Here is a 14600-nt window from a genome sequence, read left to right as displayed (position 1 = left end):
TTCGTTTTAGAAGGAGATATTCATGCCAACTGTGTAATTTTTTTGGAGCGGATAAGACTCCTCGCGTGATTCATAATTAGTTTCAGGATCCATGAAGTTTAAACTACTCCAAGTAAAAATGTTATCGCCTGAAAGATAAAAGCGAAGGGCTGAAATGCCTGCTTTTTGTGTCAGTTTTTTGGGCAATGTATAACCGATAACCAGGTTTTTTAATCGGAGATAATTAGTGTTTCGCATCCAAAAAGAACTTGAATAAGGCCCAAAGCCGTTTGAATATTGTAGATTTGTTGTGTTTTTTTGAGCCGGAGCCTGCGATATCCGTGGGTAAATTGCGTTTTGCCTATCCGGGCGCCAATAATTATTGAAATATTCATAGGATACGTTGGCATTATTCAGTCTGAAAGGGATTGTTTGATATCCTTGAATGTTAATGCTCGCTTGTGCTGCTCCCTGAAAAAACGCACTCAGATCAAATCCTTTCCAGCTTGCCCCCAAGGTAAAACCATAAGTTATACGTGGATATGGTGCATAACCGACAACGGTCTCATCCCATGAATCAATCTTCCCGTCGGGCTGGCCGTTCGGTCCGCTTAAATCGGCGTACTTTACATCGCCTGGATATAGGATAGCGCCGAATTGATCAATGTAATAACCGTCATTCGCATTAATGATTCCGTCTCCGTTCTTATCATCTGCCGTTGAAAACAACCCTACAGCTTTATAGCCAAAAGGTGTGAGCCAAGGTCTTCCTGTGCGACGCCTATGGGTGTTGTTATAAGTATCGAGTGATTCATAAACCTGATCCATTCTGTTTTTGGCATAACTGAAATTGGCGTTAACATTTAATGCTAGGCCATTCGCAAATGAATGCTTACCTCCCAACTCAAACTCTACGCCCCGGTTAGTCATAACGCCTGCATTTTCTTCCGCAAGGGCGAGTCCGTATTCAACGGGGACAGTCACATTGGGTGATAGCAACATGCCACTTCTTTTTTGTTGGAATACATCGGCCGCTACCGAAATACGGCCGTTGAAAAGTGTCGCATCGATACCAATGTTGCTGCTTCTGCTTACTTCCCAGGTAATGGATGGGTTTGGTTCGCGACGCATTTCTGACCCCTGAACAAAACTGTCGCCAAATAGATATGCGTTATTGATAAGATTGTAAACAGAGAGGTATTGGAAGGCATTGGGGGTTAAGTTCCCCGCTTTCCCCCATGAGCCGCGTATTTTGAGATCGTTCAGCCAATTCGTCTTATTTTTTAAAAAACTTTCCTCTGAAATTCGCCAACCGAATGAGAAAGCGGGAAAAAAAGCCCACCGTCGTCCCGGCGCAAAAAAAGAATGACCATCATATCGGCCCGAAGCTTCCATTAAATATTTTTGACTGTAGCTATAATTGAAACGGTAAACCAATCCCGTTTGGGTGGCTCTTGAGCTTGAACCGGCATTGTCAAACTGGATTTTGTCGGAGGGGCCGAAATTTAACTCATCTAGCTCTAATTGGAACCCACGGCGCGCGGCCATTATCCATCGGTTTCTGGTATCCCGTGCTTCAAAAACGGCAAGCCCGCCTATTTCATGCTTGCCGAAACTGCGATTGTAGTTTAAATAAAATTGACCGGTGTACCGATCATTTTTGTCGTCTTGCTGACGTAAAGAGGTTATTTCCTGGCCATTCACCGTACGGGTAAAGCGATTCGTTTCGGCGCGGCTATCGAACAGGTAATAATAATAAGGTTTGGTCCAGGTTTTTCTATACTGGAAGTTAGGATCATAACTCAATACGGCTTTTGCACGTAAACCTTTAATGAAAGGAAGTTTTTGCTCAAGTCCAACACTTAGTAGAAGCGTGTTATTATTGAAACGGTCATAAGATCCGCTGTTCAATTCGCCTAAAGGGCTTTTACCTCCTGATTCGCCCCAAAGACCGTTGCTATAGTAAAGGCTATGTATCGGCGTATAGCTTATGCCGATGGGCGAGGGTCCAGCATTCCGGTTTTCTACTGTGCCATTCATGGATAGCAACAAACGCGTGTCTTTGAACACCTGAAAATCGACTTTGCTATTTATGCTGTAACGCCTATAGTATAGATTGTCATACATTCCCTTTTGATTAAAATAGCCAACTCCAAGATAATAGTTAGTTTGAGGACTTCCACCACTTACTTGTGCACTGTAACTTTCAATAGGTGTGTTTAATTTAACCATCTCATTTATGTAATTGCTATTGGGGTATTCATCTGGGTTGGTGGCGTGAAGTTGCTGATAATCGGCAATGAGTTGCTCTGAAAAGGGTAAAGCGCCTCCTGTAGGAATTTGATGGTTATTGTCATTCAGGTAGGCCTCATTCCTTAGTCGCATATAATCTTGGGCATTCAACATTTGGGGGATAACTGTAGGCCTTTGTATCCCGAAGTAAGAATTCAGTGTCAACTTTGCTTTCCCTTCTTTACCACTTTTAGTGGTAATCAGCATAACGCCATTGGCACCACCTAATCCATAAGGCGCAATGGCAGTGGCATCCTTCAATATGCTTACGGATTCAATATCGTTCATATTAACTTGGTTAATGTTGTCACGAATGATACCGTCAATAACAATTAAAGGACTTTTATTACCGGTAGTTGCAACGCCACGGATATAGAAAGTTGGATTATCTTCGCCGGGTTTGCCACTTATAGGCCGTATGCTTACTCCAGCTAAACGCCCTGCTATCGTATTCGATAGGTTAGCCGCATTGGATTTATTCAGCTCTACTCCTGAAATATGGCTGACAGCGGATAGCTTGATGCTTTCTTTTTGTTCGCCGTAGGCAACGACGATAATTTCGTCTAAATTTTCAATGCGTTCATTTAGAATGATCGTTAATGGACTGTCATTGTCAAAATTAACTTCCTTGGATAAATAGCCAACATATGATACTTTTAGAACTCCTTTTGAGGGTGCCTTAAAAAAAAAACGCCCCTGCTCATCAGTCGATGTGGTGGTTTGAGAACCCTTTAAGAAAATACTAACTCCCATTATACGATTTCCAAGCGTATCTTGTACCCATCCGGTAATGGTTTCTTTATCGTTAAAAGATGATGATGCCAACGGGTTAGATATCTTCTCCTTTTCGCGACCTTCATCAGTTATAATAATATGCTTTTTTTGAATGGTATATTTTAGCTTGGTTTGTTTTCGAAGGTCTTCAAGGACCTGGTGGATCGTAGCGTCTTTTCTTTCAATGGTTATTTTAATGCTTACGTCTATATCTTCGGATTGATAAAAAAACAAGAACTCAGATTGCTTTTCAATTTCTTGTAAAACTCTTTGCAGGTTTACCGCCTTAAAGGACAAGTTGAGTCTTCTTGTTTGCGCATAGTCATCCACCTCTCGTGCAAACGAGTGTGGACTTACGGCGAGTAACATGATAATCAGCAGGATTGACATGCGTCGTATGCTAAAATACGGAAAAGAGATAGGTAGGTTGTTATTTTTTACTTCCATCGTTAAAAACCTCCATTCACTTAATGATTATATTATTATTCGTAAAGGTGTATGTTATTGGAATGGATATCTTAATAATGGCTAAAATGTCATCGATGGATTGCTCTTTCCTAAATGTACCTGTAAATTTCTTAGTCGCTAGTGCAGGGTTTTCGATTTGGAAACTAAAGCCATAGATATGCGATAGCCTACTTAAAATTTCATTTAAAGTCTGATCTGCGAAGTAATAATAACCTTCGACCCAAGATGCATAACGGTTGGCGTCAACAACCTGTACTTTTTGCGAATTGCTTTTACGGTTATAGATCAGTTGCTGGTTAGGCTTTAAGATTGCTTTTTCACGGAGTCCTTTGGTAGTCATGCTAACAGCCCCCTCTAACAGCGTTGTCGTATAGTATAGGTCATTTGGATAAGCTTGTACGTTAAATTTTGTTCCCAAAACTTGTATGTCTTGCAAAGCTGTTTTTACGATAAATGCCTTCTCTTTGTTCTGTGAAACATTAAATAGCGCTTCTCCCTTCAAATAGACGACACGTTGTTTGTCATTGAAGGCAGGAGCGAGAGAAAAGGTGCTGTTAGGGCCCAACATGACGTTTGTTCCGTCAGGAAGTACAAGCTGATCCGCTTTGGTTGTGTTGCCGGTTATATAAAGAGTTGCCGGCGTATTATCTTTGTTGGAAAAAATTAACAGATAAAGGAGTGTGCCGACTATAACCAGCGCGACTGCTGCTGCGTATTTTAAAAAAGAATAATTCAAAAAGCTTCCGGTTCTGGCGGGTGCGGGATCTTGTTTAGCAAGAAGGCGCTGCCAGCTTGCTTCGATGTCGATTTCTTTGCTTTCATTGCCAGCTTCCTTCCAAAACTTAAATTCAAAAAACAGTTGTTTGTTTTCGTTACTAGCGTTTACCCACTCATAAAATGCTCGTTCTGCCTCCGTATCCAGCGTGTTTTGGAGGTATTGTTCGAACAATTCGTATGGCGTTTCTTTCATATTTTTTTCCTGTTTTAGCTGTAACGAACAGTTTATAAAAACTACTCACAAAAAAAATTAATTTATCGTGCCATGTTATATTTTAAAAAAGACAAATAGATAAATAAAAGCCATCGGAATCTTTTTACGAAGAATAAGCAAGGTTCGATATAGCTGGTTTTCTACAGTACGTACCGACAAATTGAGATCTCGTGCTATTTCACTCGCTTTCATTTGCTCAAGATATGACATTCGAAATATCTGTTGTTTTTTCTCTGGCAGTTCTTCTATATGTTTAAAAATGATAGCCATCAGATCATTCTGCATAAATATACTTTCGGATGACTTGAAAAAATCAAGTTCATCTAGTTTTAGCTGAATGGCATGATGGTCCACAAATCGCTTTGCCAGTTTGAGCTTTCTTAAATGATCAATACAGGCGTTCCGAACGGCTGTATATAGAATCTTTTTCACTTCCGATTCCGGCAGACGGAAAATCTGCTTGTCCCATAACCTTACAAAAACATCGTGGACAACATCTTCTACGAAATGCGCGTCGATAAATTTTTCGGCAAAACGTAACAGCATAGGGGCATATTTGAGATAAAGCACCTTATAATGTTCTATTTCCTTACTCCTCAACATGAAGTGTTTTTAATTTGGATATCGCATGAAAATGTTGGTCGATTACGGTTTGTAAGCTTAGAACAAAGCTAACATTTCATAATAAATTTTTCTAAAAAATTAACAATATGGGTAGTGTTGGAGTTGTGAATTTAGTTGAGTAGTTGATTTGTTGGGTAAGTTTTTTTGAAGTGATGAGTTATGAGTGTTGAGTGATGCCTGCCTGCCGGTAGGCAGGAATTTTTTTACCCCCTTTATAGCCGAAAGCTGAAATAATTAGCCAATGTGATGATTAGCCAATTTGATGATGGCTGGTGCTGCCTAAAGCTGAAAAGATTTTGTGAGCTGCTTCTTTAGCTTTTTTGTAAACAATTTCTTACAAGGCTTGTATTCATAACAACACGTAGAGATAACGATAAAGATTATGAATAGGAATTATAACAAATTGGCTATCACCCTGGTGCTCTCGTTTATCATTATGTATGCCATCATGTTTCTGAACGTGAACGCTATAGACCACATTTACATCAACATAACGCGCATTTATATGACCTTGTTGATGGTGTCGGCCATGGCTATCCTCATGCTTTACAGGATGCCAATGATGTACACCAATAAGAAGAAAAACCGCACAATAACCATTGTGTCGCTGCTGGTATTCATCCTTTCCTTTGTAGGTGTACATAAGCAAATCGGTGTGGCTGATATACAGTATATGCGGGGCATGATTCCGCATCACTCCATTGCCATCATGACCAGCAAAAATGCGGATATCAAAGATCCACGCGTGCGCAAACTCGCCGACGGCATTATTGAAACCCAGGTGAAAGAAATTGCAGAAATGAAAAGCTTAATTGATAGTTTGAAACATGCGGAATAGAAATTACCTCCGTTCACGAACCTATAAAAGCCTGAATTCTTGTAGGTTCAGCGCTCTTATTGTTTATTTCAATTAAATGATTGCCTAAACGCCAGAGTCGATAAGTCTGTCTTGGATTTAAATAGTTTACTGAAGGATTGGGAATGTTCAAAACCGAGTGCATAAGCAATTTCGGAAACCGATAAGTTGGTAGTAGAAAGTTTTTCTTTGGCCTTTTCAATCAGTTTGTTGTGAGTATGTTGCTGCGTACTTTGCCCGGTGAGTACTTTGAGGAGCGTACTTAAGTATTTTTGGGAGACATGCAAATGATCTGCAATATCTTGGACAAGGGGTAAGCCTTTCGAAATTAAATCGTCCTGATCAAAATAATGATTTAAAAATTCTTCCAGACGATGCAGCACCTGATGATTGGATTTTTCTCTTGTGATGAACTGACGGTGGTAGAACCTCTCGGAATAAGCCAGTAAGGTTTCAATTTGCGAAATAATGATCTGCTTACTGAACTTATCGATATTCGCATGGTATTCCTGCCGGATTTTTTTCGATAATCCCGTTCAGTGTGGCTTCTTCTTTTTCTGATAAAAATAAGGCCTCATTGATGGCGTATTCCATAAAAAATCGGGATGTACAAGCAACATCCAACCCGAATGAACTTGGGCAGAACGGGGGGGCAATCCTAAAAACCTGATTCGGTACAATAAATCCCATAACGCCTTCGTCAAATTCGTATGCCTGCTGTCCGTATTTCATTTTGAAATCAATACCTCTTTTTAGCGATACCTGATAAAAATCAAATGCCCAACTTTTAGTGCTGATATCGGCAGTACGTGGAACGGAGCCGAAATCGATGACACTGATAAGCGGATGCTCGGGCTGCGCTAAATCATGCGATTTATGAAATTCGCTGATGGTCTTTAATCGGATGGGGGGCTTGTTTTCCATTTTCAATAAGCGTTTTTGGCTATACAGGTTTGTCATTGCCAGAAATGCAGCAATGACAAACGATGTGTTTCCGCTGCTGTAATTGCTTATCCCGTCTGCGCTTCTATGAGCGTGTAAATATACGGCTTAATTTTCTTTCCGGAAGTTCTGGCGATTGCTGTAAAAAAGTAAACGGAGTGGCTAGTCGAATGGTTGAGTAGGGGAGGTTTAATTAGCCAATTAGCCAATGAGCTAATTTGGTAATGGGTTGGTGCTGACTGAAGCTGACTGACATCCGACAGCCGAAATCCGATAACTAAAATCTATAGTTTACTGTCTGCTAAGTTTGCCGAGCAGAGCGCCCGGCAAAGATTCTGTGAGAAAGCCAGGGGTTGTCAATTCTTGAAAGCGGTGATGGCTTCCTTGATGCCATTACCTGCTGTTTCAAAAAACGAGGGCCCGGCAAGAAGGTATACTTTTTTCAATGGTTTAAATTGAGCGAGTTTTTGCGTTTTTAAACCATTTTGTGTGCGGTATTCGTTGATGATGCCTTTTACCACATTTCCGGATACTACGGCTGTTTTACTGTCAATACCCGCATCCTTCAAATCACTGGCAAATGCTATGTTAGTAACACCTAGTTTCAACGCTTCGCGAGCGGCAATTGCTCCCACGGAAATCATAATGTCTTCGTTAAAATTATTTCGGTTACCAAGCCCTATCAGCAATAGTTTTTTTGCGCCTAGCACTTTTTCGTCTGGGGTAATAAGAAAAGTTTCCAGAAAGTGCCCATCAAATTTACCTGTTTTACGAATTTCGGTGAGCTGACCTTTCAGCGCTTCGTCAAGGTGAACCAACCCGTTAAGAGCAGCAGGTAAGGCAGGTGGAGAATTAAAAATATCTCCTTCTGTATATTCAAACACACAGGCTATTTGTAAATCGGCCACGGCAGCGGAAGGCCCTTGTACCAAACCAATTAATGAAATCCCATCAACACTGCCCCACTCTTTTGAGGTCCCTACGGGGCTTGCTTGTGTGGTTTTTGTGGAAACGGTTTGCGCAAAGGTAGCCATGCTCCCTGCAGCAAAAAATACCATCCATAGGGTTTGTAAAGTCACTGCTTTAATAAAGCTGAGTTGTTGATTTTTCATTTTTATACGATTTAATATTATTGTTAATAACAGCAATACAGGCATGTTAACTCGGTGTATTAGAACGGCGGAGATAGGGGCGGTTTATCTTTCATTTTGGTTAAAATTTAAATCCGATGACGGAACTTGCAAAGAAGCCGTCTTTATACTGCGGTATTACGTCCTTTATGTAATCTCCCGTTTTAAAGTATTGTATGCCGATATTGAAATTTAAAAAACGATTTATATCCCAGGATACACTTGTGAGGTATGCCGTTCCGATGTATCTTTTTGCGGAGTTTGAAGACGACATGTTGAACGATCCATCGGGACGGTAAACGCCGTCTTGCAAAGAATAGCGCCAGTTGAACACAACATCCAACGTGAGTGCTACGTTTTTAGCGGCATTCCATGCAAGGTAAGGATGAAGGTCTATTAAATTTACGGGGCCCACTTGGGGGTTGAATCCAAAATACCCCCCTTTTGGGTACAAGGGATTAAATGTTCCCAATGTACCATCGCCCTTGGTTTTGTCGCCTGAAATGTAATCGTGGCGAAGGTTTATGGTAGGGGCCCCCGGTATGTATTCAAACATATAGCCCACCTCCGCTGATGCTGTCCACGCTTTTATATTGCCGATACCGAATTTTCCGAACTGATAGGCTCCTTCAAAATTATATATAAAACCACCGCCTCTTCTCCAAAACCGGGCACCGAGTGTATGCCGGGATTCTTTGGCTACACCTTCATCAAACGTAGCATCGGCACGGTTAATGCCGAGGTAATAAAAATCAAAATTGCCACTTTGCTGAATAATATACGTGCTGTAAATACCCCAAAGGTTGGCTTCACGTGTGGAGCTATTGTCAAAAAAGCCAGTGTTTATTTTGGCCTCCGCCATAACAAAAGCGTCAACATTTAAGCTTGGTGATGCATAAGCAAGTTTAGCTCCATCAAAATAAAGACGAAGATTAGGACCATCTCGTACGTCAATCAAACGACCGCTGCCATATTGGATTTCTTGTCGGCCTACACGAAGTATAAGCGCTTTATCCAATTTGCGATAGGCCAGAAAATCAACAAAGAGATTTTCGACATTTAGTTTATCCTCGTCAATACGGCGCGGACCGTTCTTGCGTCCATTTTCTAAACCGCTCCGCAATTGCCCGAAAAAACGAATGCGATTTCCCACATGCAAATCAGCGTGGACTTGATAACGCTGAAGCAAAAAAACATCTCGGCCAACGCGCATTTCTCCCCAGTCTTCATTGGCGGAGTAATCCAATTCTTCGCGTACTTCCCCTCCAAGTGAAAGGTAAATAGCACCGGTTTGGGAAAGAGGGATGTATTTTATCTTGTTGTAAAAAGTTCTTGTACTGTCTTTCAGTGCTGAATAATCTTCATCATACCGCATCAGCTGAAAACGCTGCGCCAGCATATGCATCGGTACAGACAATAAGAACAAGTATAATAAAATAGGCCTCATACGTTGACTTTCAGAATACTTAACTTCGGACGGTGCTAAAACCTTAATTTTTCTGGTATCCGCCAAAATACTTCACGGGCGACCAGGCGGGGATAACCGGAAGTGTAGCGGGTGCTACGGTTTTGTATTCTTCATTTCCGTATACTATCTTTCCGTCTACAATGGTGAGCTTAGCAGTGATGTTTTTGATTTCTTCTTCGTTTACCGTGAAATAGTCTTTATCGAGGATCGCCAGGTCGGCGAAATATCCTTTTTCAATCTTTCCTTTTAACGTGTCTTTAATCAACTTGTACCCTCCGTAGGTTAAAAGACCCAATGCGGTTTTTCGGTCCAGTGTATTATCCTTTGCCATTACCTGTGTGCCGCCAATGGTTTTACCTGAGGTAATCCAATACAAGGCCACCCACGGATTGTAGCTTGCTACGCGGGTTCCATCTGTGCCTAAACCTACGGGTAGCCCAAGTGCTAACATACGTTTCACGGGAGGAGCTGCCAATGCACCTTTTTTGCCATAACGGTGGATGAAGCTTTCGCCCTGATAGGCCATTCGATGTTGCACGGCTATACCACCGCCCAGCGCTTTTATACGTTTGAGGTTTTCATCTGTTACCGTTTCTGCGTGATCAATAAACCAAACCAGCCCATTGAGTGGTGTCTCCCTGTCAATATCTTCAATCACGTTCAGGAAGCGGGTGATGCTTTCATTATAGGTGGCGTGAATACGAAATGGCCACCGTTTTTTTACTAATAATGAGAGTACTTCCTTCATGTTTTTTTCCATGGTAGGTGGTAGTTCGGGGCGGGGAAAAAGAAAATTTTCGAAATCGGCCCCATCCATTACCAAATTCTCACCGCCGCCTTCTACGTAATAATCTACATCGTTAAAACCGTTGTGCCCGTGATCGTCTATTTCTACCATTCCTGTCCATTTGCTATAATCGGCAAGCTCTGTACCTTTTTTCTGGGCAAAGAGGTAATAAGGCAAACGTACCGTTATTTTTCCTTCTTTATTCAGCTCGTCGGTAATGCCGTAATCATCCGGAAAATTTTGGAAACCGCCACCGGCATCCATCACGCCGGTTATCCCCAGGCGGTTAAGTTCCGTCATATATTGCAGCGTTGAGTTTACCTTTTCATCGTGCGAAAGCTCGGGCAGTTTTGCCAAGGTAGAATATAAGATCGATGCGTTCGGCTCTGCCACTAGGAGCCCAGTGGGGTTACCTTCGGTGTCTTTTTCAATCAAACCCTGGAAGGGATTAGGGGTGTCGCCGTTGATGGCTAATTTTTTCAATCCTGCCTTGTTGAGCCAGGCCTTGCCATACAGGTAAAGAATGAAGGTAGGTACATCGCCAGTGGCTTCATTGATTTCTGCCAAAGTGGGTAATCGTTTTTCTTCAAACTGGTATTCGTTCCAACCACCTACTACGCGAACCCATTGCCCTTCGGGTGTGCGGGCCGACTGCTCTTTGAGCATTTGCAGGGCTTTTTTTAGCGAAGTAACACCATCCCAGCGTAGTTCGGTATTATAGAAGCGGCCACCACGGATAACGTGCAAGTGACTGTCAAATAAACCGGGGATAATACGGCTTCCACGGGCGTCTATTACCTTTGTTTTGCTTGTTTTCAGTTTGAGTATTTGAGCGTTGGTTCCGGTTTGTAGAATTTTGTTGCCGGCGACGGCCACTGCCTGTACTTCCGCGTTTTCATCGCTGAGCGTCGTGATTTTTCCGTTAATGATAACGATGTCCGCTTCTTGGGCGTGTACCGCAATAGAGCTGAAAAGTAGAAATAAGAGAGGTAGCGTTTTAACTATATTCATGTTGTGAACTGTTATTTAATGCAAAAGCAGGAACTAAGCCTGCTTCGATTGATAGAATTAGTGTTTTAGCATATCGTGGGCATATAGTATACCGAGGCCGTACGCACCGCCATATTTTTTTACTAAATCGGTTACGGGTTTGTAGGTTTCCTGTCTTGCCCAATCGCGTTGCAATTCTAACAAATACTGAATAGCAGTTATGGGTTTTGCACCCATTTGTACCATACGGGTAACAGCTTGCTCATGCGCCTCTTTACTGACATCGCCGCAAGCGTCTGTAATCACGTACACTTCATATCCTTCGCTGATAGCAGATAATGTAGGGCCTACGATACAAACACTGGTCCACAACCCGGCGAAAACAATTTTCTTTTTATTCTTTCCGGTAATTGCTTGGTGTGCATTTGTATCTTCCCATGTGTTCATGGTGGTTCTGTCTATATAACCGCTTGTAGATTGTGGATAGAACGCTTCTATCTCGGGAAATACCGGTCCGCTAAATGATTTCTCGGCCACAGTGGTGACCACCGTGGGCACTTTAAATATTTTGGAGGCACCGGCTACAATACCGACATTATTCCTCAATTCATCCATTGTAATGCTCTTCGTGGCAAAAGACATTTGCCCTTCGTGATCAATCATTACCAACGTATGGTTGGTAGGGTTTAATAGCTCGGGGCTTGGTTTTTGCGCAAATGCCGCTATTGAAAATGATACGACAGCGAATGTGGAAAGTAACTTTTTCATTTTAGTTTTTGTTGTTGTGATTGCTATAATTAATTGTGTTTCTGCCTTGTGTTTGATATGTTTTTTAAGAGGTTCGTGTACAAAGCTTTTTGTTAAGCAAAACTAGGGACTCTATGGGCGCTTTCCATTGAACTGGTTCAAGAAATGATAAGCCCATAAAGTTTTTATGTGACACTTTGGAGTAGGGCGCTTTCCGCTTAATGCGGTATGTTTATTTTCGAAAAACCCACCTCGCTTTAGGATGGCAGGTGAAGGTGGTATGGGATCAATTCAAAACAAATAGCTTTGCTTTACGTGGAGTATTGGCCGCAGGTGTTTTTTATATAACGTTAATTTCAGCAAAAACCGGAATTTCGAGGCTTATTCTGCTATGTTGTCCGCCAAATTATTTTCCGGAAAGACGCTTTCTTATTTTACTTAGAAACTCAGCCGATATGCCTAGGTAGGAGGCGATATAGTGTTGTGCCACTCTTGTGGGGATGCCGGGGTATAGTTTCAAAAAGTCTAAATAGCGGTCTGTTGCACTCTTGGAGATCGTATGAAGCACTCTATTTTGAAACGTACATAAATGGCGCTGTACGATGATGCGGAAGAATCGTTCGAATTTAGGGATCTTCTTTAAAAGTATTTCTTTGGTTTGGGGGGTCACTATATAGAGCTCGCAGTCCTCCATGGTTTCAATAATCATCTGTGAAGGTGTTTGTTCGTGAAACGAGGCCATATTACTTACCCACCAATCTTCTACTGAAAATAAAAGTGTTACTTCAAGGCCATCTTCGTCAATATAATAGGACCTGATGCAGCCCTTCTGGATATAAACTTCAAATTTGCAAATCTCACCCTGTTGAAGCAGAATAGTTTTTTTAGGTACTTTCTTGAAAGTTAGCAGTTCGGTGAAGAATTGCGTTTCATCTTTGGTTAATGTAATATGCTTGCTTACATTGTTAATAATATTTGAATACATAAATCTGTATTAGCAGTTCAATTTTGGCCGATTGCTTTTTTAAAATGTTTCCGCTGCTGTAATTGCTTATCCAGTCTGCACTTCTATGAGCGTGTAAATATACGGCTTAATTTTCTTTCCGGAAGCTGATGGCTGAAAGCTGAAATAATTAGCCAATGTGATGATTAGCCAATTTGATGATTAGCCAATGAGCCAATGAGGCGATGTGATAATAAGCTAGTGCGACTGAAAGCCGACGCAAATAAGTGATGAGTGATGAGTGATGCCTGCCTGCCGGTAGGCAGGAGTTATGAGTGTTGAATGATGAATTTTTTTTGTTGTCCCTTATAGCCGAAAGCTGAAATAATTAGCCAATGTGATGATGAGTGCGAAAGTCTAACAAAAAGCAAAGACCTGAGCCGATTATTTCTTTTAATCGGCTCAAAAAAACGTTATATTTGAGCCGATTAATTATGCTAATCGGCTCATTATGTACAACTGGCAATATAAAGATTGGCCCAATTTTACCTATTCAACAACACACCTGGCATCTACCGGTGTTGCATTTGCTAAGGAACTCGGCTTGATAGGTGGTCTTATAACCGGCTTGAATGATGAGTTGAGGCAGGAGGCTCTAATAGAGGTTCTGATAGCAGAGGCCATCAAAACATCTGAAATCGAAGGAGAATATATGAGCCGTGAAGATGTTATGTCTTCTATCAAGAGAAATTTAGGGTTAAATGATGAAGCTCCCGTTCGCGATAAGCGAGCGACCGGGATAGCTAAATTGATGACCACTGTTAGAACAGATGCTGCGGAAAAGTTGTCTCTCAATATGATCCGGCATTGGCATCAACTTTTAATGGAGGGCTTTCCCAAAATTAGTGGAGGCGAATGGCGTAAAGGTGAAGAGCCGATGCAGGTTGTCTCGGGCGCTTATGGAAAAGAGACTATACATTACGAGGCACCTCCATCTTCCCAAGTGCCAAAAGAGATGGAACAGTTTATGGACTGGTTTCACCGCGATCATTTTGACGTAAAAGACGACATCATGCGGGCTTTGTTAAAGGCTGCAGTAGCCCATGTTTATTTTGAATCTATCCATCCCTTTGAAGATGGAAACGGACGCGTTGGAAGAGCCCTGGCCGAATATACACTCTCCAACACACTCGGGAGCCCTGTTTTGCTGTCCATATCTAAAACCATTGAAAAAGACAAAAAGCAATATTACGATGCACTAAAGCAGGCACAAGCGGGCTTAGACTTAACAGCATGGATTCATTATTTTACGCAGGTTATAGTAGAGGCACAACGAAATGCAAGAGAGCTGGTTGAGTTCACCGTAAAAAAGGCCAAATTTTTTGATCGGTTTACCGCTCTTCTGAATGAGCGGGAATTAAAGGTCATTAAACGAATGCTGGAAAATGGATTGGAGGGCTTTGAAGGTGGAATGACGGCTAAAAAGTTCATGGCGATAACCAAAACTTCTAAAGCAACTGCTACGCGAGATTTACAGCATTTGCATGCTATAGGGATTTTAAATCAAATTGGTGCCGGCAGATCTGTTAGGTACGAATTGGTTTTGTAA

12 protein-coding genes are annotated in these 14600 nt (G+C 41.7%); 2 read left to right on the top strand and 10 right to left on the bottom strand.

Translation table 11 applies throughout. The features are described 5' to 3' along the window. Positions 1–6: 6 nt before the first annotated feature. The 3 genes from ACH11B_RS26145 to ACH11B_RS26135 form a co-directional block, all read right to left on the bottom strand. Positions 7–3492, bottom strand: a complete 3486-nt coding sequence (locus ACH11B_RS26145) for a TonB-dependent receptor (protein WP_377611242.1) — start codon at positions 3490–3492, stop codon at positions 7–9. Positions 3493–3508: 16 nt separating this feature from the next. Further along, complete coding sequence (locus tag ACH11B_RS26140) at positions 3509–4483, bottom strand: FecR family protein (RefSeq protein WP_149106076.1); 975 nt, start codon at positions 4481–4483, stop codon at positions 3509–3511. A 75-nt stretch (positions 4484–4558) separates the two neighbouring features. Beyond that, positions 4559–5107, bottom strand: a complete 549-nt coding sequence (locus ACH11B_RS26135) for an RNA polymerase sigma-70 factor (protein ID WP_149106075.1) — start codon at positions 5105–5107, stop codon at positions 4559–4561. A gap of 403 nt (positions 5108–5510) precedes the next feature. Between ACH11B_RS26135 and ACH11B_RS26130 the strand changes: the two genes are divergently transcribed. Then, a complete protein-coding gene (locus tag ACH11B_RS26130; protein WP_377611240.1) occupies positions 5511–5966 on the top strand; it encodes a DUF305 domain-containing protein in 456 nt (151 codons plus the stop codon). A gap of 68 nt (positions 5967–6034) precedes the next feature. Here the strand turns inward: ACH11B_RS26130 and ACH11B_RS26125 are convergent, their stop codons facing one another. The 7 genes from ACH11B_RS26125 to ACH11B_RS26095 form a co-directional block, all read right to left on the bottom strand. After that, on the bottom strand, positions 6035–6367 hold the full coding sequence (locus ACH11B_RS26125; protein WP_377611238.1) for a helix-turn-helix domain-containing protein: 333 nt from the start codon (positions 6365–6367) through the stop codon (positions 6035–6037). Positions 6368–6470: 103 nt separating this feature from the next. Next, positions 6471–6908, bottom strand: coding sequence for a hypothetical protein (locus tag ACH11B_RS26120; protein ID WP_377611236.1), 438 nt, complete (start codon positions 6906–6908; stop codon positions 6471–6473). Positions 6909–7282: 374 nt separating this feature from the next. Next, positions 7283–8038 (bottom strand): M17 family peptidase N-terminal domain-containing protein, encoded by a 756-nt coding sequence (locus ACH11B_RS26115; protein ID WP_377611234.1) that lies wholly within the window; start codon positions 8036–8038, stop codon positions 7283–7285. A gap of 100 nt (positions 8039–8138) precedes the next feature. Continuing rightward, on the bottom strand, positions 8139–9503 hold the full coding sequence (locus ACH11B_RS26110; RefSeq protein WP_377611232.1) for an alginate export family protein: 1365 nt from the start codon (positions 9501–9503) through the stop codon (positions 8139–8141). Between the two features lie 43 nt (positions 9504–9546). After that, a complete protein-coding gene (locus ACH11B_RS26105; protein WP_377611229.1) occupies positions 9547–11322 on the bottom strand; it encodes an amidohydrolase in 1776 nt (591 codons plus the stop codon). Positions 11323–11379: 57 nt separating this feature from the next. Then, complete coding sequence (locus tag ACH11B_RS26100) at positions 11380–12069, bottom strand: hydrolase (protein WP_149106072.1); 690 nt, start codon at positions 12067–12069, stop codon at positions 11380–11382. A gap of 385 nt (positions 12070–12454) precedes the next feature. Next, a complete protein-coding gene (locus ACH11B_RS26095; protein WP_130856675.1) occupies positions 12455–13033 on the bottom strand; it encodes a Crp/Fnr family transcriptional regulator in 579 nt (192 codons plus the stop codon). 469 nt (positions 13034–13502) lie between these two features. Here ACH11B_RS26095 and ACH11B_RS26090 point away from each other — a divergent pair, with 469 nt between their 5' ends. Continuing rightward, positions 13503–14600: a Fic family protein gene (locus ACH11B_RS26090; RefSeq protein ID WP_377611227.1), complete on the top strand. Its 1098-nt coding sequence runs from the start codon at positions 13503–13505 to the stop codon at positions 14598–14600.

It is taken from the genome of Olivibacter sp. EAT-5 (assembly GCF_044784325.1).
GTDB lineage: Bacteria > Bacteroidota > Bacteroidia > Sphingobacteriales > Sphingobacteriaceae > Olivibacter > Olivibacter oleidegradans.
This window is presented reverse-complemented; position numbering and strand designations above follow the sequence as displayed.

Excerpts from the sequence above, each read along its gene's own strand:
- ACH11B_RS26105 (WP_377611229.1), bottom strand. The coding sequence starts at position 11,322 with ATGAATATAGTTAAAACGCTACCTCTCTTATTTCTACTTTTCAGCTCT.
- ACH11B_RS26140 (WP_149106076.1), bottom strand. The coding sequence starts at position 4,483 with ATGAAAGAAACGCCATACGAATTGTTCGAACAATACCTCCAAAACACG.
- ACH11B_RS26090 (WP_377611227.1), top strand. The coding sequence starts at position 13,503 with ATGTACAACTGGCAATATAAAGATTGGCCCAATTTTACCTATTCAACA.
- ACH11B_RS26120 (WP_377611236.1), bottom strand. The coding sequence starts at position 6,908 with ATGGAAAACAAGCCCCCCATCCGATTAAAGACCATCAGCGAATTTCAT.
- ACH11B_RS26095 (WP_130856675.1), bottom strand. The coding sequence starts at position 13,033 with ATGTATTCAAATATTATTAACAATGTAAGCAAGCATATTACATTAACC.
- ACH11B_RS26100 (WP_149106072.1), bottom strand. The coding sequence starts at position 12,069 with ATGAAAAAGTTACTTTCCACATTCGCTGTCGTATCATTTTCAATAGCG.
- ACH11B_RS26135 (WP_149106075.1), bottom strand. The coding sequence starts at position 5,107 with ATGTTGAGGAGTAAGGAAATAGAACATTATAAGGTGCTTTATCTCAAA.
- ACH11B_RS26130 (WP_377611240.1), top strand. The coding sequence starts at position 5,511 with ATGAATAGGAATTATAACAAATTGGCTATCACCCTGGTGCTCTCGTTT.
- ACH11B_RS26145 (WP_377611242.1), bottom strand. The coding sequence starts at position 3,492 with ATGGAAGTAAAAAATAACAACCTACCTATCTCTTTTCCGTATTTTAGC.
- ACH11B_RS26110 (WP_377611232.1), bottom strand. The coding sequence starts at position 9,503 with ATGAGGCCTATTTTATTATACTTGTTCTTATTGTCTGTACCGATGCAT.
- ACH11B_RS26115 (WP_377611234.1), bottom strand. The coding sequence starts at position 8,038 with ATGAAAAATCAACAACTCAGCTTTATTAAAGCAGTGACTTTACAAACC.